This window comes from Cryobacterium luteum (assembly GCF_900110125.1).
Lineage (GTDB): Bacteria > Actinomycetota > Actinomycetes > Actinomycetales > Microbacteriaceae > Cryobacterium > Cryobacterium luteum.
In genome coordinates this window covers 60,060-80,056 of the sequence record NZ_FOCN01000011.1, presented here as the reverse complement: position 1 = coordinate 80,056, position 19,997 = coordinate 60,060, and the positions used below count along the sequence as shown (strand labels likewise).

Genomic DNA, 19,997 nt, shown 5'->3' with positions numbered 1-19,997 from the left:
AAGCATGGGCGCGGCCTACTCCTCGAAGCTGTTCACCATCGCGAAGGCGGCGCGTTCCAGATAGTCCCAGAGGATGCCCTGCTGCAGCGGCGGCAGATTGGCTGCTTCCACGGCAACTTTCATGTGGGCGAGCCAGCGGTCGCGGGCATCCGGATTGACCTTGAACGGCACGTGCCGCTGGCGCAGGCGCGGGTGGCCGCGTTGCTCGCTGTAGGTGCCCGGACCGCCCCAGAACTGTTCGAGGAACATGACCAGGCGGTGTTCGGCCGGTCCGAGGTCGTCCTCGGGATACATCGGCTTCAAAACAGGGTCGGTGGCCACTCCCACGTAGAAGTCGTGCACGAGCTTCTCGAAGAACGGCGTCCCGCCGACCTCGTCGAAGAATGTCGGCACCACGACCGCACCGTTCTCTCCTTCGCGCAGGTGCACGCCGGCAGGGGCGGTCGGCTGGTCGGTCGGGTGTCGTTCAGTTGTCACGTGGTGCGGCTTTCTGCTCGAGGCGTGATGCGTGGTTACTTCAGGCTAGTCAATGCCGTCGCCACGAGTTTCCGGGTCCGGCGGTTTCATTGGAGCCGGAACATTCTTCGGCTTGGCCTTGCGCGGCCCGCGGGGCTTACGCACCGACACGGGGCCGGTACGTACGCCGGCCATGACATCGGGCACGGCGGCTGCGGCCTCTTCGGCAGCGTCCAGAGCACCCTCGGCGGGTTCAACGGCAGAGCCGTCAATGGTGCCGTCGCCGGTGGTCATGACCACACTGTTGAGCGGGGTGAGCGGCACTCCCATGCCGTCGAGGGCCTTTTTCATGTGCAGGCGCAGGTCGCGGGCGAAGTCCCACTTGGCCGATACCCGGGTCTTGACAACGAGGCGGGTGACGAGGGCTTCGGCGCTGATCGACTCGAGGCCCCAGATCTCAGGTTTTTCGAGGATGAACGCACGCCACTTGCGGCTCGAGGCGAGGGCGCTGGCCACGCGCAACAGTTCGTCCTGCACGGCTTCGACGTCGGAGCTGTAGGGGATGGCAAGGTCGATGATGACGCGGGCCCAGCCTTGTGACATGTTACCGACGCGCAGAATCTCGCCGTTGCGCACGAACCAGAGGGTGCCGTCGACGTCGCGCACCTGCGTGATGCGAATTCCGACCGTTTCGACGACACCGGATGCGAAGCCCACGTCGACGATGTCGCCCACGCCGATCTGATCCTCGACGACCATGAACAGGCCGTTCAGAATGTCCTTGACGATGTTCTGCGCACCGAAACCGAGGCCGGCACCGATCGCTGCCGTGAGCAGGGCGAATGAGCCGAGAATGTCCTTGTTCAGGGTGGTGACGATGAGCAGCAGCGCCGTGATCAGAATGAACACGTTGACGATGTTCGCCAGCACCGCGCCGAGCGTGCGGGAGCGCTGCACGACCCGCACCGCGGCCAGCGGCGACACGTTCAGCGCCTGGGTGTCGTCGACCTTCTGGTTTTTCTTGACGCCCGAGACAATCTGCTGCACGACCCGCCGAATGACATATTGCAGGGCCCAGCGCACGGCGAAGGCGATGATGACGATCATCGCGACGGCGAAGATCTTCTCCAGGTAGACGGTCCACGTAATTTGAGCGAAGTAGGTGCCGAGGTCGGCCCAGAATGTTTCCCAGTTCATATCAGAGCCAGTCTACCGAGGGGCTTTGGCGTCACCCGTGAAGTGGCTTCGGCCGGGGCTGCAGACCCGGCCGTGCGGCCGGCGTGACCCGGTGCCTGCAACGCAGCCAGTGGCATCCGCCCAGTTTGCGTGGAGTTTGCTGTGAACGGCGCGATGCACGAAACCCCGCGACCGGCCGGGGCCGATCGCGGGGTTGTCTGCCGTGGTGAGCTACTCGGCGTCGCGCGCCTGCACCCGAAGCGACCGCTCGACCCCGGCGAGGTTCTCCACCACCAGGCGGCGCAGCGCGGCCGGCTCCGGGTTGGCGTCGAGCCAGGCTTGCGTCGCGTCGGCGAGGGCCTGGTTGTTCAGCGGTGCCGGGTAGAGGCCGATGACGAGCTTCTCGCCGATCGAGAAGCTCCGCGCCTCCCACACCGCCTGCAGCATGTCGAAGTAGGTCGTGACGAACGGCTCGAGCAGCTTCGCATCGTTGACCCGCAGGAATCCAGCGGCCGTCGTGCGCACGATCGTCGTCGCGGCCGTGTCCACGTCGATGAGCGATGACCAGGCTGCCTGCTTGCCCTCCGCGGTGGGCAGGGCAGCTCGGGCCAGGGCAGCCGACTGAGCTCCGGTGGCCGTGTTGTCGGCGTCGAGCGCGGCATCGATCTCGGTGGCGTCGGCACGCCCACCGGCCACGAGGGCGGTGAGCAGCTCCCAGGCGAGGTCGGTGTCGACCGTGAGTCCCTCGAGCAGGGTCTCGCCCGAGCGCAAAGCGGCCACCTGGTCGAGCTGCGCGGGGGTGGCCGCGACGGCGGCGAAGAACTTCACGAACTGGAATTGAGCGTCGCTGCCGGCTGCCGCGCCCAGCGCGAGCGTCCAGAGGGCGTCGGCCACCTCGGTGGTCACGGCGTCGCGATGCGGCTGCGCCACATAGTAGCTCGCGGTGAGCACAACCTGGCCGAGCACGGTGCGCAGGGTGGTCGACTCGGTTTCGGTGGCGACGTTGTTCAGCACCAGGCGCACGAAGTCGCGGGCCGTGGTTTCGGCGTCGCGGGTGGCGTCCCAGATCGAACCCCAGACCAGGGCGCGGGCGAGTGGGCTCGAAATTTCGGCGAGGTGTTCGAGGGCGACGGCCTGCGAGGCCGGGTCGAGGCGCACCTTGGCGTAGCTCAGGTCGTCGTCGTTGAGCAGGATCAGGTCGGCGCGGTCGCGGCCGACGAGAGCGGGGACATCCGTTCGGGGGCCGTCGACGTCGAGCTCGACCCGATGGGTGCGCACCAGCTGGTGGGCATCGTTGAAGGTATAGAAGCCGATCGCGAGGCGGTGCGGGCGAAGGGTGGGGTACTCGGCGGCGGCGCTCTGCAGTACGGCGAAGCCGGTGATCCGGCCGGCCGCGTCGACGGTGATCTCGGGGCGCAGGGTGTTGACGCCGGCGGTTTCCAGCCACAGCGCGGCCCATTCGCCGAGGTCGCGGCCGCTGGCCAGTTCGAGCTCGACCAGCAGGTCGCGCAGCTCGGTGTTGCCCCACTGGTGCTTCTGAAAGTAGGAGCCGACGCCGGTGAAGAAGGCATCGATGCCCACCCAGGCGGCGAGTTGCTTGAGCACGGAGCCGCCCTTGGCGTAGGTGATGCCGTCGAAGTTGACCAGAACGTCGTCGAGGTCGCGGATGGTGGCGACGACGGGGTGGGTCGAGGGCAGCTGGTCCTGCTTGTAGGCCCAGCTCTTCTCCATCACGGCGAAGGTGGTCCAGGCTTCGTGCCACTCGGTGGCTTCGGCGGTGGCGATGGTCGACGCCCACTCGGCGAAGCTCTCGTTGAGCCAGAGGTCGTTCCACCAGGTCATGGTGACGAGGTCGCCGAACCACATGTGGGCGAGCTCGTGCAGAATCGTCACGACGCGGCGTTCCTTGATGGCGTCGGTCACCTTGGAGCGAAAGATGTAGGTTTCGGTGAAGGTGACCGCGCCGGCGTTTTCCATGGCGCCGGCGTTGAACTCCGGCACGAACAGTTGGTCGTACTTGTCGAACGGGTAGGCGTAGCCGAATTTCTCCTCGTAGTAGGCGAAGCCCTGGCGGGTCTTCGCGAGGATGTAGTCGGCGTCGAGGTATTCGCTAAGGCTCTTGCGGCTGAACACGCCGAGCGGAATGGTGCGTCCGTCGCTCGACGTGAGTTCGCTGCGTACGACGGCGTAGGGGCCGGCGATGAGCGCGGTGATGTAGCTCGAGATCACGTGGGTCGGTTCGAACGCCCAGGTGCTGGCACCGTTGCCGGCGTCGATCGGCGTGGGCGTGGTGGAGTTGGAGACGACCTGCCACTCCCGCGGCGCCGTGACGGTGAAGGAGAATTTAGCCTTCAGGTCGGGTTGCTCGAACACCGCGAACACCCGGCGGGAGTCGGGCACCTCGAACTGGCTGTACAGGTAGACCTCGTCGTCGACCGGGTCGACGAAGCGGTGCAGGCCCTCACCGGTGTTGGTATAAAGCGCGTCAGCGACGACGACCAGCTCGTTCTCGGCCTGCAGGTCGTGCAGCTGAATGCGGATGCCGTCACTCACCGCGGCCGCATCGAGCGCTGCGCCGTTGAGGGTCACCGAGTAAACCCGCGCGGTGATGGCGTCAATGAAGGTGGAGGCGCCTGCGGTGGCACTAAAGCGCACCGTGGTCGTGCTGCCGAACGTCGTGGGACCGGTGGTGAGATCGAGCACAACGTTGTAGCTCGCTACGGTGACCAGCGCGGCGCGCTCGGTCGCTTCGATGCGGGTGAGGTTTTCTCCAGGCAACTTAGTTCTCCAATTCGATTCACGATTGTGAGGCTTTGGCACTCGTGGCGCCATCGCACCCCGCAAGCCTAACCATGATTACGATGTGCCCATGAGAGAGAACACTGATCCAACGGTTGCCACGAGCGCCCGCTACCGGGCCTTCGCCGAGCGTGAAGCGCGCGGAATGAGCGCCTGCTACGAGGGGTGGGCCGCCGGCGTGGCAACGACCCCGAGAACGCGACGCTGATCGATCGGCTGCCGCCGGTGAAGTGACAACCGAACCTGATGTTCAGTGCGGCTCGGCTGCACGGGGCAAACACGCCCGGTCAATTGAAAGGAATAAAATCCTCTAAACTGGCGATAAGGGTCACTCGACCCGGCGAAGGAGAAAAGTCCATGACTGCCGAAACGATCAACCTGTCTGTCAGCCGACCCGGTGCCGGGCCCGACGCCGCACCCGCCAACGCTCCCGCCGCACACGCGTGCGCCTGCGGCCACGACGACGCCGAGACCATCGTTCTCGACAGTCGCCCGATCCCGCACGCCATCCGCCATGCCACGATCTTCGGCGCACTCGGAGCCATCCAGCCCGGCTTCACCCTCGACCTGGTGGCCTCGCACAACCCGCTGCCGCTCCTCGGACAGCTCGAAGCCGCCCGCCCCGGCGATTTCGCCGTTTCCTACCTCGAAAGCGGACCCGAAACCTGGACCGTGCGCCTGACCCGCGCCAACTGACCCCGCCGCCAGCCTGACCTGACCATGCCGCCGATGACTACGCCGCCGACGACCACGCCGGGCTCTCTTCGACGAACCGGCAGCGCACGTGGCCCCGGTTCGCCGGCACGACCCAATGTCACCGCCCGGCTGGGCTTTCTTCTCCTCGGCGGCATCGCCCTGCTGGCCGGACTCGACGGCGCCCTATTGTTGCTCGGCCTTGCCGCGCCGATCGACGCCGTGCGGCTCAGCGCGGTGCACGGCCCGCTGATGGTGTTCGGTTTCGTGGGCACCGTTGTCGCGCTCGAACGAGCCGTGGCGGTGCGCCGCGGCTGGGCCTACTTCGCCCCCGGCCTGTTCGGCGGCGGGGGCATCGCCCTCATCTCACCGCTGCCCGTCATCGTGGGCCAGACCGCCCTGGTCGCCGGCAGCGCCCTGCTGCTGGCCATCTATGCCGAGATCTGGCGCAAGCAGGGCGCGGTATCCACCGCGGTGCAGGTGCTCGGCGCCCTCGCGGGACTGATGGCCACCATCTTCTGGCTGCGCGGCATCGGTATCCCGCAGCTCGCGCCACTGCTCATCCTCTACCTGGTGCTCACGATCGCCGGTGAGCGCCTCGAGCTGTCCCGTATTTCGCCCACCGTCAACCGCCGGGCTGAAGGGTGGATGCTCGGCATCAGCCTGAACCTCAGCTTCGGCTCGGTCGTGGCCCTGGTCTGGCCGGTCGCCGGCTACCCCCTGCTCGGTGCCGGGATGCTGGCCCTGGTGGGCTGGCTGTTCCGGCACGACGTGGCCACACGCCTGGTGCGGTCCACCGGGCTGCCCCGCTACATGGCCGGCTGCCTGCTGGCCGGCTATGGCTGGCTGCTTGTCGTCGGCGGTATCTGGTTGCTGCAGGGCCCGGTCTATTCCGGCCCCGCGTACGACGCCCTGATGCACGCCGTGTTCCTGGGCTTCGTGATGTCGATGATCATGGCGCACGCGCCCACCATCCTCCCCGCCGTGCTGCGCCGGCCGCTGCCCTACCGGCCGGTCATGTACCTGCCGGCGGTGCTGCTGCACGTGTCGCTGCTGGCCCGGGTGCTGCTCGGCGACACCTACGGTTGGCCGGTGCTGGTGCAGTGGGGCGGTGTGTTCAACATCGTCGCGGTGCTGCTGTTCGTGCTGATTGCCGTGCTCTCGGTGCTGCTTCCGAACGGAACCGGACTGCTCGCCGCGCCGCGCGGCACCACCGTACCGTCGAGCGCAGCCCTTCGGGGTTCACTGCTATGAAAGACAAGCTCTGGCACATCGTCTCCGGCAGCCTGGTGCCCGCCTGGCTCGCTGCCGCGGTGATTCTCACCCTGCTGCACCGCCAGGTGCCGTCGTCGGGCTGGCTGCTCGTGCACCTGCTGCTGCTCGGCGGGGTCAGCACGGCGATTCTCATCTGGAGTCAGCACTTCGCCGACACCCTGCTGCGGCGCAAAGCCCTCGGCCACCACTTTTCGCTCGGGCTGCGGCTGAGCATGCACACCGTTGGCGCTATCGCCCTGATGACGGGCATGGTCATCGGCTGGTACCCCCTCGTACTGGTCGGCGGCATCCTGGTGGGCCTGAACGCGCTCGCCCACGCCGCCGTGATCGTGGGCCAGACCCATGGTGCGATGCCCGGCCGGTTCGCCCCACTCGTGTGCTACTACGTAGTTAGCGCCGTGATGCTCGCCGGCGGCGTGACCCTCGGCATCCTGATGGCCCGGCTCGACGGCGGCGGTGAGGCCTACGAACGCCTGTTCATCGGCCACCTGGCTCTCAACCTGCTCGGCTGGGTTGGCCTCACCGTGATCGGAACCGTCGCGCTGCTCTGGCCCACGGTGCTGCACACCCGCGTCGAGGGTGCCACAGTGGCGGCTGGCCGCACCCTGACGGTGCTGGTCGGTGGTCTCGGGCTGCAACTCGTCGGCTGCCTGGCCGACCTGCGCCTGGTTGTGGCGTTCGGCGTTCTTGTGTACCTGGTAGCTCTGGGTCGAGTGCTCGGAGAGGGCCTCGGACACCTGCGCAAAGCGCCCGCCGTCACCTTCGCCGCCTGGAGCCTCGGTGTCGCGCAGATCTGGTTTGCGCTCTGCACCCTCGGTTTCGGGCTACAGGTGGCTCTCGCCCCCAGCTGGACGGCCGCGGCCGCCGGCGTCGAAACCCTCGTGCCCTACTTCGCGATCGGCTTCGCCGCCCAGATTTTACTCGGTGCCCTCAGCTACCTGGTGCCCGTAGCGCTCGGGGGCGGTCCTGCCGCCCTCAAAGCCACCGCGGCAGAGCTCGACCGGGGCGGACTCTTTCGGGTCGCGGTCGTCAATGGCGCCCTCGCGCTGTCGTTGCTGCCCGTCTCCAGCACTCTCACGGTGGCCTTGTCGATGCTGATCGTGGTCAGCCTGGCCAGTTTCCTGGTGTTGTTCACCCGTGCGCTGCGGGTCAACCGGCGGGTGCGCGCCCTGCCGCTCGTGCGCGTGGCGCCGGGCGAACGGCCGGTGCCGGGCGATCGGCCGCGCAGTACCGGGCGGATGCTCGCGGCGGCGAGCGCACTGCTGCTCACGGTGACCGTCGGCATTGTGATCGACCCGGCCTCGGTGGGCCTGTCGACGGTGTCGACCCAGGCCGCCGGATCCTCAGCCGGGGGCGCCCTGGCCATCACCGGGCAGACCACGACGGTGGCCGTCGACATGGTGGGCACCCGCTTCGTGCCCGACCGCATCGAGGTGCCGGTCGGCGATGAGCTGGTGATCACCCTCACCAATGGCGACGACATGGTGCACAACCTGGTCCTGGAATCCGGTCTGGTGTCGGGGTCACTCGACCCGGGCGCCGCCGAGACCGTGCACGTTGGCGTGATCGGCGCGAGCGTGGCCGGCTGGTGTTCGATCGCCGGGCATCGGCTGCTGGGCATGGAAATCAGCATCGTCGCCGTGGGCGCCGATAGCGCAGGCGCCGATAGCGCAGGCGCCGATAGCGCCGCCCATTCCGGCCACGGCTCCGCCACGACCGGGGCATCAGCCGCCGATGACCTCGATGCACTGGCTGAACCCGACGCTGCCTTCCGTGCGCGGGACGCCACACTGGAACCAGCCCCCCTCGCCACAACGCATCGGCGTACCCTCGTCGTACGGAACGTGGAGACCGAGGTGGCGCCCGGTGTCACCCAGATGCTCTGGACATTCAACGGCACCGCGCCCGGGCCCACCCTGCGCGGCACCGTCGGCGACGTCTTCGAGATCACACTCGTGAACGAGGGCACGCTCGGGCACTCGATCGACTTCCACGCCGGCGACATCGCGCCCGACTCCGTGATGCGCACCATCGCGCCGGGAGAGTCACTGGTCTACACCTTCACCGCCACCCGGTCGGGCATCTGGCTCTACCACTGCTCCACCATGCCTATGTCGGTGCACATCGCGAACGGCATGTTCGGTGCGGTGATCATCGACCCGCCCGGCCTGGCGGCGGTGGACCGCGAGTACCTCCTCGTGCAGTCCGAACTGTACCTCGGCGCTCAGGGCGGTGAAGTGGATGCCGCGAAGGTGGCGACGCAGTTCCCCGACGTCGTGGTCTTCAACGGGTACGCCAACCAATACGCCGCCCGACCGTTGAAGGCGAAGGCGGGAGAGACCGTGCGCGTCTGGGTGCTGGCCGCGGGGCCCAACGTGGGCAGCGCCTTCCACGTGGTGGGCGGTCAATTCTCCACCGTCTACAAGGAGGGCGACTACCTGCTGAAGGACGGCGGCCGCACCGGTACCGGCGGCTCCCAGGTGCTCGATCTCGCTGTTGCCCAGGGTGGGTTCGTCGAACTCAGCTTCACCCAGCCGGGCCACTACCCCTTCGTCAGCCACGTCATGTCGGACGCCGAGAAGGGCGCCCGCGGTATCTTCGAGGTGTTGCCGTAACCGGTACCGGGGCATCCGTCTCATACTGGCGCTGGCCGGTGAGCCGATCGCCCTGACCCAGCGCCCCAGCGGTCACTGCACCGGCTCGGCCGGGTTTGCGGGGGGCTCGTGAGGAGGTTCCCGCGTCGCGTCGTGCGCCGGCGCCGGCGGCGGCGCCGCCGACAATTGCGCTGCGCTTGCGGTGACCCAGCCGAACGAGGCTTCGCGCGTCATCACCAAACCGTGCCGTGGAACGTAGCTGCCTTCGTTCGGCCCATCGCTCGGCTCCTCATCGGGCTGCCAGCGCGGGGTGTCGCCACTGCTGGTGCCGAGGAGGCGTCGGGTGAGGGATTCACCGGCCGACAACAGGTCGTCGAGGGACGCCTGCAGGTCGGTGTCGTCGACCGTGCCTTCGCGCAGGGCGGCGCGGAGTACTGCCCGGCGAATGAGCTCCTTCGCAAACGACCCGGTCACGCCCTCCGCGCGGCCGGCCGCGGCGTCGAGGGCGGCCGGGCTGAACGGCAGGTTCTGCGCGTAGCGGCGGAACAGCCGCTCGCGTTCGGCCAGGGCGGGTAGGGGCACCTCCACGGCCAGATCGACGCGGCCGGGTCGTTCGGCGAGGGCGCGCTCGAGCACCTCGACCCGGTTCGTGGTCATGACGAACGCCACGTCAGCGTCACCGTCGAGCCCGTCGAGGGCGTCGAGCACCTCGAATAAAAGCGGCTGGGGCGTGGCGTTGCGTTGCATCGCGACCAGGTCGATGTCTTCCAGCACGACCATCGACGGCGCGAAGGTGCGTGCGATCTCGGCGGCCGCAGCGATGTGCACAATGCTGGACCCGGTGAGCAACACGGCGGTGATGCCCGGAGTTTCGCTCAGCAGGTGGCGCACGGTGAGGGTCTTGCCGGTGCCGGGAGGCCCGTAGAGCAGCACCCCGCGCTTCAAATGTTGCCCGGCAGCGAGTAAAACCTGGCGCTGCTCACCGATTCCGATGACGTGGTCGGTGATGGTGCTGAGGATGCTCTCCGGCAGCACAATGGCGGCGGCTGAAACCACGGGGCGTTCCAGAAAGGTGATTCCGGCTCCGGCCCCATACTCGGTCTGCACGAACGAGAGCACCTGCCCGCGCAGCACGCTGTGCTCGATCATGAGGCCGCGGAGGCGCTCGAGAAATGCCGTGACGGTTTCGGGCGACTCGGCCATAATCTCGAGTTCGGCCGTGTTGCGGCCGAATTGCGGGTTGGCGGCGCGTTGCAGCACCGCGATCGGCTGGCCCTCGAAGCGGATGAGCCTGAGGCCGAAGGAGACCACCTGGCGGGTCGACGTCGGTCCGGTGGCCCGGGCCGAGTAGTCCACCGGCCCGAGTCCGAAGCCCTGGAACGGGCTGGCCACGAGCTCCGACAAGCTCGAGTGAAAACGCTGTTGTCCACCGGAGACACCGCGGACGTTGCTTTGATCGAGACCGCCCAGGGTGGTCAGGGCCACGTCGGCGTCGACCAGGCGATGATCGGCGAGCGTCTCAGACACGACCGGCAACGTCGACGCGTTCGCTCCCAGAAACTCGCTGATCGCGTCGCCGAGGGGAGACAGTCCGGACGGGTTCTGGGCATCCGCTGTCGCCACGACGCGCTCTATGAACTTCTTGAACGAGCGCACGACGTCGCGGTCGAAAGTGTCCTCGATCATGGTGCGTTCCTCCCTGGTGCCCGATGATCTGCACCGGATGGTGCCAATCGTAGGGCGCACCAACACGGTCAGAGACCCGCTGGCGCCTGTCGGACGGTTATCAGGAGCCAGGTGACGCTGCTGAGCACGACTGCCGCGATGACACCAATCGGGGCGAGAATGCTCCATACCGGCGACTGCCCGCTGACGGCCTGCGCAACGGGAGTCAGGACAATTGGCACGCAGGTGAGGACCATGAAGATGAGGAACGGAGCGGTCGCGCGCGAGGCAAACGGGTTTTCTCGCAGCAGCCCGATCCCCACGTAGAACGCCGACGGCAGGAAGAAGATGTAGTCGAGTGTGTGGACCGGATTGGTGGGCAGGTTCATGTCGGTTGAGCTCTGCTGGGTCGTTCGGCCGAGTAAGGCGGGCAGATCCTCCCTGAGCCAGATCAGCGCGAACAATCCGGCCACGATCAGCAACACCCACGCGGCGACGCTGGTCGCCCGATGGCTGCGAAACCGGGCGGTGCTCGTAGCATCGGTAAGGGTGCGCACGCCGCCGATGAGTGCGAACAGGCTCAAGCCCAGAACCGCCGTCCAGAGCGGATAGAGCGGCCCGAACGGAACGGAGAACGCGTAGATTACGTAGTTGTAGACAGTAAAGGCCAGCACACCAAGCCAGATCAGGTGAGCGCGGACAGACCCGCGGAGCGCCAGAACCGCACTGACGGCGAGCATCGGGGCAGCGACGATGAGATTCGCCGCGTCCTGGGCGAGAGCCTGCGGGAGAAACACCGGAGTGAGCTGGTCGTAGACAGCGCTGTTGGCGAGGGTCAGGATGCTGCCGCCCCAAGCGAGCAGGGCAGCGGCAATCGAGAGCCACAGCGAGCGATGTGACTGGGTCAGCCGAGCGCTTGTGTCGGTGCGGTGAGCCGTAGTCGGCAGCGAATCAGCAGTCATTCCTTCTCCTCCAGGGACCTGCGACCTTGGGTATTCGGGCCGAGGTCTTGCTACCCATTCTCACGCCAATCAATGCTCACCAGCAGGGCCGTTCGACCCCTCTCGCTGCTGCGGAAATTGTGATCATCCTGTGCTGGCGGTCTGCCGGCTGAGGCGTAGCCTGCGGTCAGCCTGGCAGTGGCGACTTTTCGCTCGTGACCTGTGCTTTCCTCGACAGATTACGGGCTTTTGCATCGCCATACCGTAATGAATCCCAAAGTGGTATGCTGACGCGCATGAGCCGACAGATCGCGGTACGCCTGCCCGACGACATCGTGGACTACCTGGACCGAGCGGTGACCGAGGGCCGCGACAGCAGCCGCGCCGCTGTGATCACCCGGGCCCTCGAACGAGAACGTCGCCGCGAGATTGCACTGCGTGATGTGCGCATTCTGTCCGAGCAGCCGACAATCCGTGACGACCTGGACGACCTCGCACGCTACGGCGCGATCATTCCGTCGGACCTCGCGTGATGATGCGCGCGATTCACATTGCGCACCTCGACAAGGCACGGCCGGTTCTCGTGCTCACCCGTGAGCTCGTGCGCCCGCACCTCACGCGGGTGACGGTCGCCCCCATCACCAGCACCGTGCGCGGACTGTCCACCGAAGTTTCGGTCGGCCCGGCGAACGGCCTCGACCAGAACTGCGTCGTGAGCTGCGATAACATCGTGACCATCCCGGTGGCCAGCCTCGGCCGCCAAATCGGATTTCTACTGCCGCGCCAGGAGCCACAGCTCAGCGCCGCCATTCACACGGCGTTCGACCTCGACTGAGGGTTACCAGGCGCCGGGCTGGTAATCCTTGAGAAAGACGCCGTAGAGGTCTTCACCGGCCTCGCCGCGCACGATCGGGTCGTACACCCGGGCGGCGCCGTCGACCAGGTCGAGCGGGGCATGAAAACCCTCCTCGGCCAGGCGCACCTTGGTGGGATGCGGTCGTTCGTCGGTGATCCAGCCGGTGTCGACGCTCGTCATGAGAATGCCGTCGACGAGCATCTCCTTCGCACTCGTGCGGGTGAGCATATTGAGCGCGGCCTTGGCCATGTTGGTGTGCGGGTGACCGGGGCCCTTGTAACCGCGGCCGAACACACCCTCCATCGCCGAGACGTTCACGATATAGGTGCGGCGGGCAGCGGATGCTGTCAGCGACGCCCGCAGGCGGCTCACCAGCAAAAATGGTGCCGTCGTATTGCACAGCTGCACTTCGAGCATCTCGAGCGGATCGACGTCTTCGACGTTTGCGGTCCAGCTGTTCACCTCGTGCAGATCGGGCACGAGCCCGCCGGCGTCGATCGCGGTGCCGGCGGCGAGGCGTTCGAGCGATGACGAGCCGGCCGCGAGGGCGAGGCGGGTGAGGTCATCCGCGGTGAGTGCACCGGCGCCAGAGGCACCGGCGAGGAGCGGATGCCCGGAGACCGACGCGGCGAGGGCCAGCGGATGCGCATCATTCGTGTGCCCGAACGAGACGATCTCGGGCAGCGGGCCGTCGGGCAGCGGGGAATCCTCGGCTTCAACCAGGGGGGAGTACGAGCCGCGCGAGCGCCGCACGGTCTGCGCGGCGTTGTTGATGAGAATGTCGAGGGGGCCCTGGGCTGCAACCGAATCGGCGAGGGCAATCACCTGGGCCGGGTCGCGCAGGTCGATGCCGACGATGCGCAGGCGGTGCAGCCAGTCGTTGGAATCGTCCATCGCAGCGAACCGGCGAACGGCATCGCGCGGAAACCGGGTGGTGACGGTGGTGTGGGCGCCGTCGCGCAGCAGGCGCAGGGCGATGTACATGCCGATCTTGGCGCGGCCACCGGTGAGCAGGGCGCGCTTGCCGGTGAGGTCGGTGCGGGCATCGCGTTTGGCGTGGCTCATGAGCGCGCAGCTCGGGCAGAGCTGGTGGTAGAAGGCGTCGACGACGGTGTACTTCTGCTTGCAGATGTAGCAGGCGCGGGGAACGAGCAGTTCGCCGGCCGTGGCCGCGCTCGTGCCGAGCGAGAGCTGGGCGCCGCGGGTCTCGTCGTCGATGCGAGTGGGGGCGCCGGTGGCCGTGGCGGCGATCACACTGCGGTCGGCGTCCGCGATGATGGCGCGCTTCTCGAGGCGCCGCGACATCTTGACCGACTTGAACATCTTGGCGGTAGCTTGGCGCACGGTGACGAAGTCGGTGCTGTCCGGATCCACGTCGCTGAGCGAGGCGAGTACCCGCAGGGTCACTTCGAGGTCGTGCGGGTCGATTCCGGCAAACTCGGTTCCGGGTTCGGCTGCGCTCGTTTCGGCCGCGGTGGAGGGCGCAGTGTTGGGGGGCGCGGAGGTCATCCGCAAATTCTACGCGGGCCGACTGGGAGCATCCGTTTCGAACAACGACAAACGGGCGCGCGCGACCGAAGCCGCGCACGCCCGCAGGCAATTACTGAACTAGAGCCTGGCCGGTTCCTGAATGGGTAGGGCGTTGGTCGGCGGCTCGAAGGTATGGTCGAACGGCATCTCGTCGGTGTCGAGCAGGGGGTTGTCGTCCTGCGTCTTGACCAGTTCGTGCGCTTCCTCGTGGGTGTTGACGCTCGGCATCGAACCCGGGAGTGGGCGGTTGGCCGATTCCTTGAGAAAGTAGATGGCGATCGCCCCGATCAGCGAGGTGCCCATCAGGTAGAAGGCCGGCATCAGGTCGTTGCCGGTGCCCACGATGAGCGCCGCGATGATGAACGGCGTGGTTCCACCGAAAATGGCCACGGCGAAGTTGTAGGAGATGCCCATCGCGCCGTAACGGCTCGCCGTCGGGAACAGCGCCGGCAGGGCTGAAGCCAGGTTGGAGACGTAGAAGGTGACCGGGAACGCGATGAGCGCCAGGCCGAGCAGGGTCGACCAGATCTCACCGATGCCGATCAGCAGGAATGCCGGGTACGACAGCACGACGGTGCTGATCGCACCGATCCACAGCACCGGGCGACGCCCGATGCGGTCGGACAGCCGGCCGGCCAGCGGGATGCATAGGGCCATGACCACGAGAATCGGAATGGTCAGCGCTGTACCGTGCAACTCGTCGTACCCCTTGTTCTCGGTGAGATAGGTGGGCATGTACGAGGTGAGGGCGTAGCCAACAGTGTTCGCCGCGGCCACCAGGATCATCGCGATGATGATGTTGCGCCAGTACGCCTTGAAAATGGCAATCGGGCCCTTGGGAGTGTCGGCTGTCGCGCCGACCGGGTTCTTCTGGGCTTCCTCCTGCGCGTCGAGGGTGGCCTGGAAGGCCGGCGACTCGTCGATCTTCATGCGGAAGTAGATGGCGATAAGGCCGAGCGGACCGGCGATGAGGAACGGGATACGCCAGCCCCACGCCTCCATGATGTCCTGCCCGAGGGTGAGCTGCAGCACCGAGACCAGTGAGGCTCCGATGGCGAACCCGAGATAACTGCCCATGTCGAGGAAGCTCGCGAAGTAGCCGCGCTGCGTGTCGGGGGCGTGCTCGCTGACGAAGGTCGTTGCGCCGGCGTACTCGCCGCCGGTTGAGAAGCCCTGGACGAGTTTGACGAACACCAGCAAGACCGCGGCCCAGACGCCGACCTGAGCGTAGCCGGGCAGCAGCCCGACGGCGAAGGTCGAGGCGGCCATCAGGATCAGGGTGGTGGCGAGCACCTTCTGGCGGCCGATTCGGTCGCCGAGCCAGCCGAAGAACACCCCGCCGAGCGGGCGGGCGAAGAAGGTCGCGGCGAAGGTTCCGAGCAGAAACAGGGTTTGAACGGATGCGTCCGCCTCCGGCAGGAAGACCGGACCCATGGTGGTGATGAGGTACCCGAAGATACCTACGTCATACCATTCCATGGTGTTTCCCACGATGGTGCCGCCGAGGGCGCGCTTCATGATGGGCTTGTCGACGACGTTGACGTCGGAGACCGCGATGCGGCGGCGGCGGAGGGTCCTTGCGGGCTTGCCCCGTGCTGCCCCGGCGCTAGTGGCGCCGGAATTCAGGTTGGACGTGCTTCGGTCAGTGGGCATGTGAATTTCTCCCGGGGAGATATTGTGCTGCGAAGACAAAGCTGTACTGCGTGGTGCAGTTTTTTTTCAACCCAGCCACAATACCCCCTCATGGGGGACATTGCCCAAACGGCATTCTCAGGAATGGGGATGCGGGAGCCCCGCTGGCCCCGCTTAGGCTGGTCGCATGACTGATTCCGTTGACTTCTGGTTTGACCCGTCGTGCCCCTGGGCCTGGATGACTTCGCGTTGGGTCGACGAGGTCGCCCGACTGCGCGATTTCGAGGTGACCTGGCACGTGATGAGCCTTGCCGTCCTCAATGAAGATCAGGACGTGAGCGCGGAATACGCGGCGTTCTTTCCGCGGGCGCTGAAGTACACCCGCCTCGTGGCCGCCGCTGGTGAGCTGCACGGCCAAAAGATGGTCAAGGCACTCTATGACGCCCTCGGCGTCCTCATTCACCCCGGGGGCAGCGTTGATGCTGACGAGGTCATCCTGGCCGCGCTCGCCGAGGTCGGCCTGCCCGCTGACTTCGCCGCCTTCGCCGACAGCGATGAGTACGACCGGGAGATGCGGGCGAGTCACTTCGACGGCATCAACCGCGTCGGCCAGGACGTCGGAACCCCGGTGATCGCCGTCAACGGCGTGGCCTTCTTCGGCCCCGTCATCTCCCCGGCACCGATGGGCGATGCGGCCCTCGCGCTCTGGGACGGCGTCGTGGCCCTCGCCAATTACGACGGATTCTTCGAGCTCAAGCGCAGTCGCATCCGGGAGCCGATTTTCGCGGAGGTCGTCGGCACTAAATAGACTGCTCTTATGCGCATCCATATCGCCACGGACCATGCCGGACTCGACCTCAGCCACCACCTGATCACGCACCTGCGTGCAGCCGGCCACGAGGTCATCGACCACGGGCCGCAGACGTACGACGCCCTCGACGACTACCCGGCCTTCTGCATCAACGCCGCGCAGGCCACCGTCGACGACCGGGAGAGCGGCATCGAAGCGCTCGGCATCGTATTCGGCGGCTCGGGCAATGGTGAGCAGATGGCCGCCAACAAGGTGTCCGGCGCCCGCGCCGCCCTGGTCTGGAACCTCTCCACCGCCCGGCTGGCCCGGGAACACAACGACGCCAACATCATCTCGATCGGCGCCCGCGAGCACACCATCGGGGAGGCCACCGGCTTCATCGACGCCTTCATTGCCGAGCCGTTCAGCGAGGAGGAGCGGCACGTGCGTCGCATCCGTCAGCTGGCGGAGTATGAAACCAGCGGAACCATCGTCGGCAAGAACGTCGACGAAAAGTGATCTGAGGTGCCAGAGGGTCATTCCGTTCACCGCATCACCCGACAGTTCCAACGCAATTTCGTCGGCCACCGGGTCACGGTCAGTTCGCCGCAGGGCCGGTTCGTGACCGGTGCCGCTCAACTGACCGGGCACACGGTGACGGATGCCCGCGCCGTCGGCAAGCAGATGTTCCTGGAGTTCGACCACGGACTGTGGTTGCGCATCCACTTGGGAATGTACGGCGCCTGGGATTTCAGCGGAGACATCCTCATGGATGCCACGATGGCCGCGGCCAACGGCCGGATGGGCCAGACCAACCAGCACGGCACCGATCTTTCAGCGGATGCCCCAACCTTCGACCAGAACGGCGAGAACTCGATCTTCAGTATCGGGGCGCCGCGCCGCACCCGGGTGCGCATGTCGGAGCAGGAAAAGGAGATCGACCTCGCCGACACCTTTCCGCCCGAGCCGGTCGGCCAGGTGCGGGTGCGCCTGCTCAGCGACACGGTCTGCGCCGACCTGCGCGGACCGACTGCGTGCGAGGTGCTTGACCCGGCCCAGGTCGAGGCCGTCATCGCCAAACTCGGACCCGACCCGGAACTGGACAACAGTCCGGAAGCCGAAGCGCGGTTCGTGAGTGTTGTGCGCAGGAAGCCGGCGCCGATCGGCCGCCTGCTGATGGATCAGACCGTGGTCAGCGGCATCGGAAACGTCTACCGGGCCGAGATGCTCTTTCGGGCCGGCCTCAACCCGCACGCTCCCGGCAAGTCTTTGAGCGACGAGGTTGTGCGCGCGCTCTGGCAGGACTGGGCCCACCTGCTGCACATCGGCGTTGCGACCGGGCAGATGATGACCATGGACAAGCTCGAGGGCGATACCTATCGGCTGGCCATGAAGAATCGCGCCGACCGGCACTGGGTGTACAAGCGGGAAGGCCTGCCCTGCCGGGTCTGCGGAACGCACATCGTGCTCGAAGAGATGGCCGCCCGCAAGCTGTACTGGTGCCCGCGGTGCCAGGCCTGAAGCACTCGCTGGGAACCGGCGTGGTGTGAGCGCATCAGGCGGGCTGCGAAAATAGAGTCATGCTCCCGTCTCGCTTTGTGCGCCCCCGCCGTCGTGTTGCCACCCTGATCAGTGGTGGTCTGATCGGCACGGTCGTGCTGGCCGTGGGCTTGACCGCCTGCTCGACCGACACTGGCGCCGGCGTGATCGACACCGTCGGCACGATCGACTTTGTGAACCCGCTCGCCATCCCGCCGCTGGCTGAATCGACCGTCAACGCTGACGGAGAGCGAGTCTTCGACCTCACGGCCGAATCGGGGACAACCGAGTTCACGTCGGGCGTTGACACCGACACCTGGGGCTACAACGGCAGCTACCTCGGCCCCACACTCGTCGCCGCCCGGGGGGAGGACGTGCGCATCAATGTCGCGAACGATCTGAGGGAGGCCACCACCGTGCACTGGCATGGCATGAGCCTGCCCGCCGAGATGGACGGTGGCCCGCACCAGATGGTCGAACCGGGCGCCACCTGGAGCCCGAACTTCACCATCGACCAGCCCGCAGCGACCCTGTGGTACCACCCGCACCCCGACGGAAAGACGGAACACCAGGTCGAAATGGGCCTGGCCGGTCTCTTCCTGGTGCAGGACGACGAGGAAGCAGCGCTCACCCTGCCCCGCACCTACGGTGTCGACGACATTCCCGTGGTCGTGCAGGACCGCCGTTTCGATGACGACGGTCAATTCGTCACCGACGTGCGCGGCTACATCGGGCCGATCGGCGACCAGCTGCTGGTCAACGGAACCCTCGCGCCCTACCTCGATGTCACGTCCGAGGTGGTGCGGCTTCGCCTGGTCAATGGATCCACGTCGCGAATGTATGACTTCGGGCTCAGCGACGGCCGGTCCTTCGACCTGATCGCGACCGACGGGGGACTGCTCGCGGAGGCGGCGCCGATGGACGGCATCCGTTTGTCACCGGGGGAGCGTGCCGAGATTCTCGTGCAGGTCACCCCGGGCGAGACGGTAAATCTACAGTCCACCCCGCCCGACCTCGGCACCTCGGCCAGTGCCGCCACCCGCAACGCCGGCGACGACACGCTCGACGTGCTGGAGCTGCGCGCCGCCGCCACGCTCAGCAGCATCGGCGCCCCCTCGACCACCCTCGCCGCCATGGAACCGTTGCGGAAAGCGGATGCCTCCGCCGACCGCTCCTTCACCCTCAACGGCTACACGATCAACAACCGCTTGATGGACATGACGCGCATCGATGAGACCGTCGAGGCCGGCGCCACCGAGGTGTGGACCGTTGACAACGCCATGCCGTTGCCGCACAACTTTCACGTGCACGCCGTGCAGTTTCAGGTGCTGCGGGTAGGTACCGAGCCACCGCCGGCCGAACTCTCGGGCTGGAAAGACACGATCTACCTCGAGCCGGGGGTGCGCTATGAACTGATCATGCAGTTCGCTGAGTACACCGATCCCGACTTTCCGTACATGTTCCACTGCCACATGCTGGCGCACGAAGATGCCGGAATGATGGGCCAGTTCGTCGTCGTCAAGCCGGGAGAGCAGGCCGGCACCCCGCCGACCGCTCACGACGCGAGGGTGCCTCAATCGAACCTGGCCGTCGGCAGCGGGCCGCGCGCGCTGTCGCCGGCCCACGGGCACTAGCGGATTAAACAGCGAAAGCCGTCAGCAGAAGCTGGCGGCTTTCGCAATTCGACGTTGTCCTTACGGTCGATACAGAGGGGTCGACGGGAATCGAACCCGCGTCATAAGTTTGGAAAACTCAGGCTCTACCATTGAGCTACGACCCCACGCCCAACATTCGGGCACTGGGATAGCGTAGTACAAGAAACCGGGTGCCGGATGCCAGGGGGCGCGCATCCGCTCGAATGGCGTGCATTAGACTGGTTGAGGTCAATCCGCCTGTCGCGAGCGTTCTCACGCGCCAGCAGGTTGGCTCCCCAGTTATCAGTACCAGCGGATTGAAAGATCCGGGGCGTAGCTCAGCTTGGTAGAGCGCTCGTTTTGGGGGCGAGAAGTCGCAGGTTCAACTCCTGTCGCCCCGACATTACCCGCAGCACA

Annotated in this window: 17 protein-coding genes and 2 tRNA genes; 11 read left to right on the top strand and 8 right to left on the bottom strand. The window is 66.6% G+C overall.

Annotated features, from left to right (window positions below):
* Positions 1-15: 15 nt before the first annotated feature.
* From BMW72_RS11985 to pepN, 3 genes are all read right to left on the bottom strand, one after another.
* Positions 16-423, bottom strand: a complete 408-nt coding sequence (locus BMW72_RS11985; protein ID WP_092110943.1) for a globin — start codon at positions 421-423, stop codon at positions 16-18.
* A gap of 99 nt (positions 424-522) precedes the next feature.
* Complete coding sequence (locus BMW72_RS11980; RefSeq protein WP_092110839.1) at positions 523-1,653, bottom strand: mechanosensitive ion channel family protein; 1,131 nt, start codon at positions 1,651-1,653, stop codon at positions 523-525.
* Between the two features lie 210 nt (positions 1,654-1,863).
* Positions 1,864-4,410 (bottom strand): aminopeptidase N, encoded by a 2,547-nt coding sequence (gene pepN, locus BMW72_RS11975; protein WP_092110837.1) that lies wholly within the window; start codon positions 4,408-4,410, stop codon positions 1,864-1,866.
* A 91-nt stretch (positions 4,411-4,501) separates the two neighbouring features.
* Between pepN and BMW72_RS18760 the strand changes: the two genes are divergently transcribed.
* The 4 genes from BMW72_RS18760 (at position 4,502) to BMW72_RS11960 (ending at position 9,014) form a co-directional block, all read left to right on the top strand.
* Complete coding sequence (locus tag BMW72_RS18760; protein ID WP_166787632.1) at positions 4,502-4,639, top strand: hypothetical protein; 138 nt, start codon at positions 4,502-4,504, stop codon at positions 4,637-4,639.
* Between the two features lie 149 nt (positions 4,640-4,788).
* Complete coding sequence (locus BMW72_RS11970) at positions 4,789-5,127, top strand: DUF2249 domain-containing protein (RefSeq protein WP_092110835.1); 339 nt, start codon at positions 4,789-4,791, stop codon at positions 5,125-5,127.
* A gap of 33 nt (positions 5,128-5,160) precedes the next feature.
* Positions 5,161-6,378, top strand: coding sequence for a hypothetical protein (locus BMW72_RS11965; protein ID WP_174843152.1), 1,218 nt, complete (start codon positions 5,161-5,163; stop codon positions 6,376-6,378).
* Positions 6,375-9,014, top strand: a complete 2,640-nt coding sequence (locus tag BMW72_RS11960) for a multicopper oxidase domain-containing protein (protein ID WP_092110833.1) — start codon at positions 6,375-6,377, stop codon at positions 9,012-9,014. The genes BMW72_RS11965 and BMW72_RS11960 overlap by 4 nt, the downstream gene beginning before the upstream one ends.
* Before the next feature lie 72 nt (positions 9,015-9,086).
* On the opposite strand, the gene BMW72_RS11955 is transcribed toward BMW72_RS11960, so the two are convergent.
* Both BMW72_RS11955 and BMW72_RS11950 read right to left on the bottom strand, forming a co-directional pair.
* Positions 9,087-10,679 carry an AAA family ATPase gene (locus tag BMW72_RS11955; protein ID WP_092110831.1) on the bottom strand — a complete coding sequence of 531 codons (1,593 nt, stop codon included), beginning with the start codon at positions 10,677-10,679 and terminating at the stop codon, positions 9,087-9,089.
* A gap of 68 nt (positions 10,680-10,747) precedes the next feature.
* Complete coding sequence (locus BMW72_RS11950) at positions 10,748-11,620, bottom strand: hypothetical protein (protein ID WP_092110829.1); 873 nt, start codon at positions 11,618-11,620, stop codon at positions 10,748-10,750.
* Positions 11,621-11,895: 275 nt separating this feature from the next.
* Between BMW72_RS11950 and BMW72_RS11945 the strand changes: the two genes are divergently transcribed.
* Positions 11,896-12,132, top strand: coding sequence for a YlcI/YnfO family protein (locus BMW72_RS11945; protein WP_092110941.1), 237 nt, complete (start codon positions 11,896-11,898; stop codon positions 12,130-12,132).
* Positions 12,132-12,434, top strand: coding sequence for a type II toxin-antitoxin system PemK/MazF family toxin (locus tag BMW72_RS11940; RefSeq protein WP_338419420.1), 303 nt, complete (start codon positions 12,132-12,134; stop codon positions 12,432-12,434). Before BMW72_RS11945 ends, BMW72_RS11940 begins: the two co-directional genes overlap by 1 nt.
* Positions 12,435-12,437: 3 nt before the next feature.
* Here the strand turns inward: BMW72_RS11940 and BMW72_RS11935 are convergent, their stop codons facing one another.
* Together BMW72_RS11935 and BMW72_RS11930 are read right to left on the bottom strand one after the other, a co-directional pair.
* On the bottom strand, positions 12,438-13,964 hold the full coding sequence (locus tag BMW72_RS11935) for an SDR family NAD(P)-dependent oxidoreductase (protein WP_092110827.1): 1,527 nt from the start codon (positions 13,962-13,964) through the stop codon (positions 12,438-12,440).
* Positions 13,965-14,063: 99 nt separating this feature from the next.
* Positions 14,064-15,638 carry an MFS transporter gene (locus BMW72_RS11930; RefSeq protein ID WP_092110825.1) on the bottom strand — a complete coding sequence of 525 codons (1,575 nt, stop codon included), beginning with the start codon at positions 15,636-15,638 and terminating at the stop codon, positions 14,064-14,066.
* Positions 15,639-15,804: 166 nt separating this feature from the next.
* Between BMW72_RS11930 and BMW72_RS11925 the strand changes: the two genes are divergently transcribed.
* Genes BMW72_RS11925 through BMW72_RS11910 form a run of 4 tightly spaced genes read left to right on the top strand, consistent with a single transcriptional unit; the run spans position 15,805 to position 19,580 of the window.
* Positions 15,805-16,425, top strand: coding sequence for a mycothiol-dependent nitroreductase Rv2466c family protein (locus tag BMW72_RS11925; protein WP_092110823.1), 621 nt, complete (start codon positions 15,805-15,807; stop codon positions 16,423-16,425).
* 9 nt (positions 16,426-16,434) lie between these two features.
* A complete protein-coding gene (locus BMW72_RS11920; RefSeq protein WP_092110821.1) occupies positions 16,435-16,926 on the top strand; it encodes a ribose-5-phosphate isomerase in 492 nt (163 codons plus the stop codon).
* A 6-nt stretch (positions 16,927-16,932) separates the two neighbouring features.
* Positions 16,933-17,928, top strand: coding sequence for an Fpg/Nei family DNA glycosylase (locus BMW72_RS11915; RefSeq protein WP_092110819.1), 996 nt, complete (start codon positions 16,933-16,935; stop codon positions 17,926-17,928).
* Positions 17,929-17,987: 59 nt separating this feature from the next.
* Positions 17,988-19,580 carry a multicopper oxidase family protein gene (locus tag BMW72_RS11910; protein ID WP_092110817.1) on the top strand — a complete coding sequence of 531 codons (1,593 nt, stop codon included), beginning with the start codon at positions 17,988-17,990 and terminating at the stop codon, positions 19,578-19,580.
* A gap of 75 nt (positions 19,581-19,655) precedes the next feature.
* Here BMW72_RS11910 and BMW72_RS11905 read toward each other — a convergent pair.
* Positions 19,656-19,726: transfer RNA gene (locus BMW72_RS11905), tRNA-Gly, on the bottom strand.
* Between the two features lie 181 nt (positions 19,727-19,907).
* Between BMW72_RS11905 and BMW72_RS11900 the strand changes: the two genes are divergently transcribed.
* Positions 19,908-19,981, top strand: a tRNA-Pro gene (locus BMW72_RS11900).
* Positions 19,982-19,997: the final 16 nt, after the last annotated feature.